This is a genomic window from uncultured Tepidimonas sp. (assembly GCF_938045175.1).
Lineage (GTDB): Bacteria > Pseudomonadota > Gammaproteobacteria > Burkholderiales > Burkholderiaceae_C > Tepidimonas.
Genome location: NZ_CALIND010000203.1, coordinates 1 through 2,708, shown reverse-complemented (window position 1 = coordinate 2,708; position 2,708 = coordinate 1). Strand labels below are relative to the sequence as shown.

4 protein-coding genes are annotated in these 2,708 nt (G+C 67.2%); all 4 read left to right on the top strand.

Translation table 11 applies throughout. The features are described from left to right. On the top strand, positions 1 to 336 hold a 336-nt coding region (locus Q0716_RS10820), incomplete at its 5' end, for an ABC transporter permease (protein ID WP_299023117.1). 36 nt (positions 337 to 372) lie between these two features. Continuing rightward, positions 373 to 1,284, top strand: coding sequence for an ABC transporter permease (locus tag Q0716_RS10815; protein WP_299023115.1), 912 nt, complete (start codon positions 373 to 375; stop codon positions 1,282 to 1,284). A gap of 16 nt (positions 1,285 to 1,300) precedes the next feature. After that, positions 1,301 to 2,305, top strand: a complete 1,005-nt coding sequence (locus Q0716_RS10810) for an ABC transporter ATP-binding protein (protein ID WP_299023114.1) — start codon at positions 1,301 to 1,303, stop codon at positions 2,303 to 2,305. After that, on the top strand, positions 2,302 to 2,708 hold a 407-nt coding region (locus Q0716_RS10805; RefSeq protein ID WP_299023112.1), incomplete at its 3' end, for an ATP-binding cassette domain-containing protein. The genes Q0716_RS10810 and Q0716_RS10805, both read left to right, overlap by 4 nt.

Genomic DNA, 2,708 nt, shown 5'->3' with positions numbered 1-2,708 from the left:
CGCACCGACTACATCAAGTTCGCGCGCGCGCGCGGCCTGAGCGATCGCGTGGTGCATTTCGGCCATGCGCTGAAGAACACGCTGGTGCCGGTGATGACGATCACCGGGTTGCAGCTCGGCGGCCTGATCGCCTTTGCCATCATCACCGAGACGGTCTTTCAATGGCCTGGCATGGGGCTGCTGTTCATCCAGGCCGTGACTTTTGCCGACATCCCCGTGATGGCGGCTTACCTATGCCTGATCGCGCTGATCTTCGTGGTCATCAACCTGATCGTCGATCTGCTGTATTTCGCCGTCGATCCGCGCCTGCGCCTCGACAAGGCCGGCGGCCACTGACGGCGGACCCGTTCCCCACAAAGGAAGGATACGTTCATGAAATCCTGGTGGATGCGCTGGTGGGACAGCGACATCGGCTACAGCTTTCGTACGTCGCCCACGGCGATCGCTGCGGCGCTGATTGCGCTGGTGTGCGCACTCGCCGCCCTGTTCGCGCCGTGGGTGGCACCGCACAATCCGTTCGATCTGGCCAGCCTGGAGCTGAGCAATGCCCGGCTGCCGCCGGCGTGGTATGCCGAGGGTCGATGGGCCTTTCCTCTGGGCACCGACGACCAGGGGCGCGACATTCTGTCGGCCCTGATCTATGGGGCTCGCATTTCGCTGTTCGTCGGGCTGGCGTCGGTGGTGCTGTCGGTGCTGTTGGGTGTCACGCTCGGGTTGCTGGCGGGCTTTCTGGGGGGTTGGGTGGACGCCTTACTGATGCGCCTGTGCGACGTGATGCTGTCGTTCCCGGCCATCCTGATCGCGCTGCTGATCGCCGGCGTGGGCCGGGCGCTGTTTCCCAATGCGCACGAGACGCTGGCCTTTGGTGTGCTGATTTTGTCCATCACGCTGACCGGCTGGGTGCAATATGCGCGCACGGTGCGCGGCTCCACGCTGGTGGAGCGGCAAAAGGAGTATGTGCAGGCCGCGCGTGTCATCGGCGTGGCACCGCTGCGCATCATGCGCCGGCATGTGCTGCCCAATGTGCTGGGGCCGGTGTTGGTGCTGGCCACCATCCAGGTGGCTACCGCCATCATCACCGAGGCGACGCTGAGCTTTCTGGGCGTGGGGGCACCGCCTACCTCGCCGTCGCTGGGCACGCTGATTCGCATCGGCAACGACTACCTGTTCTCCGGGGAGTGGTGGATCACCATCTTCCCCGGCGTGATGCTGGTCATCATCGCCCTGTCGGTCAACCTGCTGGGCGACTGGCTGCGCGACGCCCTCAACCCGCGCTTGCGCTGACCGAAAGGCCCCACCTATGGACAAACTGCTCGAAGTCAAGGACTTGGTGGTGGAGTTTCCCACCCGCCACGGCGTGCTGCGCGCGCTCGATGGCGTCTCGTTCGACATCGCTCCAGGTGAAATTCTCGGGGTGGTGGGCGAATCCGGGGCCGGCAAGTCGCTCACCGGCGCGGCCATCATCGGCCTGTTGGAGCCCCCGGGGCGCATCGCCGGCGGCGAGATCCGCCTGCAAGGCGAGCGCATCGACCACCTGCCGCCGGCGCAGATGCGCCGCATCCGCGGCCGGCGCATCGGCGCGATCTTTCAGGATCCGCTGACCTCGCTCAACCCGCTTTACTCGATCGGTCGCCAATTGACCGAGACCATCCTGACGCACCTGGACGTCTCGCCGGCCGAGGCACGGCAGCGCGCCATCCAGTTGCTCAAGGACACCGGCATTCCGGCCGCGGAGGAGCGCATCGACCACTATCCGCACCAGTTCTCGGGCGGCATGCGCCAGCGTGTCGTCATCGCCTTGGCGCTGGCGGCCGAGCCACAGCTGGTGGTGGCCGACGAGCCGACCACGGCGCTGGACGTCTCGATCCAGGCGCAGATCATCACGCTGCTCAAGCGCATCTGCCGCCAGCGCGGCGCGGCGGTGATGCTGGTCACGCACGACATGGGCGTGATCGCCGAGACCTGCGACCGCGTGGCCGTCATGTACGCGGGCCGGGTGGCCGAGATCGGTCCAGTGCACGCGGTCATCCACCGCCCCGCGCACCCCTACACCGCCGGTCTGATGAGTTGCATCCCCGACATGGAGACGGAGCGCGAGCGGCTGCACCAGATCGACGGCGCCATGCCGCGCCTCAACGAGATTCCGCGCGGTTGCGCCTTCCACCCGCGCTGCGAACAAGTCATGCTGCGCTGCCACGACCAGCGTCCCGAACTGATGCCTGCTGGCGCCACCCGCGCCGCCTGCTGGCTGCATGCCGAGGCCCCCTTTGCGCAGGTGCCGGCCACGGCGGAGGCCCCCCGATGAGTACGCCTGTCATCGACCCGGCGCGCACCGCGCCGTCCCCCGCTGCGTCCCCGACCCCAGCCACCCCGCTGGTGGTGGTGGAGGATCTGGCCCGAACCTTTGACGTGTCCGCACCTTGGCTCAACCGCGTGCTGGAGCGCAAGCCACGCCAATGGTTGCACGCCGTGGACGGGGTGAGTTTCGACATCCCGCGCGGCCAGACCCTGGCTTTGGTGGGTGAGTCGGGCTGTGGCAAGAGCACCGTTGCCCGCTTGCTGGTTGGGCTGTACCGCCCGACGCGCGGGCGCTTCGTTTTCGACGGGCAGGATGCGCACCTCGCCTATGGCAGCGCGCAGGGGCGTCAGCTGCGCCGGCGCATCCAGATGATCTTCCAGGACCCCTACGCCAGTTTGAACCCCCGCTG

Bases quoted from the DNA above. Each gene is read 5' to 3' on its own strand.
- Q0716_RS10810 (WP_299023114.1), top strand. From the start codon at position 1,301: ATGGACAAACTGCTCGAAGTCAAGGACTTGGTGGTGGAGTTTCCCACC.
- Q0716_RS10815 (WP_299023115.1), top strand. From the start codon at position 373: ATGAAATCCTGGTGGATGCGCTGGTGGGACAGCGACATCGGCTACAGC.